General features: G+C 36.1%; 1 protein-coding gene. It reads right to left on the bottom strand.

Annotated elements, in window-relative coordinates; all coding sequences use genetic code 11:
* Positions 1-5: 5 nt before the first annotated feature.
* Positions 6-1025 (bottom strand): DUF2971 domain-containing protein (locus tag VHA02S_RS24880; protein ID WP_218000905.1); only part of this gene is annotated, 1020 nt, incomplete at its 5' end.

Genomic DNA, 1025 nt, shown 5'->3' with positions numbered 1-1025 from the left:
GATTGTTAGTTTTTCTTTATCTCAAGCTCAAACCTTTCTGAGCTGACGTTAGCTTGATAAATTTTTACATGCTTCAATTTTTTGTTACTACGGATGATTTCGACCAACTCACTTTTTTCTCTTTGATCTACCCTGCATCCAAAACACACAGACTTAATAGCTTTTGGATCAACTCGGTATAGAAATATTGTGCTAGGGTCTTCAGATATGCTCCGAAGATAAGCATTAATTGTATTGTCTACAAAACCTTTCACTAAATCATCTTGGTCAACATACTCAGCTCCATAACGGAGCAAATAATTCCCTTCAGCCATTAGTGGCTCCTTAATGTTGACCATATTCATACCCCCACCAAGTTTCTGTGTTTCTAGGACTTCAGGAGAATATGAATACTCTTCAATCTCACTTAAATATTTATCGTGTACTATTACTCTGTCTGCAGTAACGAGTGGCAATATGATTCGGTGCTCTTTTTCATATATCCATTCATCGCTCTTAACTAGAAAGTGCTCTCTGATTGTTTCAAATCGATCTAGCTTAGGTCTTCGAGAGTTATACCTTACCCTTTGAATTTGTCCTGCTTTTATAGATTCTCTCTTGCTGTTTTCAACTTCATCTAGTACTTCAGCATCTAATTCTTCATCAAATCGAAGGATTGGGTATGGTGTATAACTTTCAAAAAGTTCATGATTTGTATCTAGTTCAATGACAACACCCTTATGCTGATCTGCATAATGAGCCCACATTAATAGATTATTATTAGTTTCTGATAAAGATATAACCGCATAGTCAAAATAAGCACTGTCGGAGAGTGATTTGTTACTCTTTTTACTGCTGGGATTCAATTCAAAAGGATCATTTAAGGCATACTTCTGAGAGCCTCGAATTAAGAAATTTTCGAAAAACTGCTTGCGCAAAGGCATGTATTTATAAATTTTATCTAACATATTGATTCTAAATTTTGTATGTAAAACTAACGCCCTGTTAAGGGGTGAGCAACGCAATGCCGATGCCACCGCATACCC

It is taken from the genome of Vibrio harveyi NBRC 15634 = ATCC 14126 = KCTC 12724 (assembly GCF_001591145.1).
Classification (GTDB): Bacteria; Pseudomonadota; Gammaproteobacteria; order Enterobacterales; family Vibrionaceae; genus Vibrio; species Vibrio harveyi.
The sequence above is the reverse complement of the archived record's forward strand: the minus strand, read 5'-3'. Positions and strand labels throughout refer to the sequence as shown.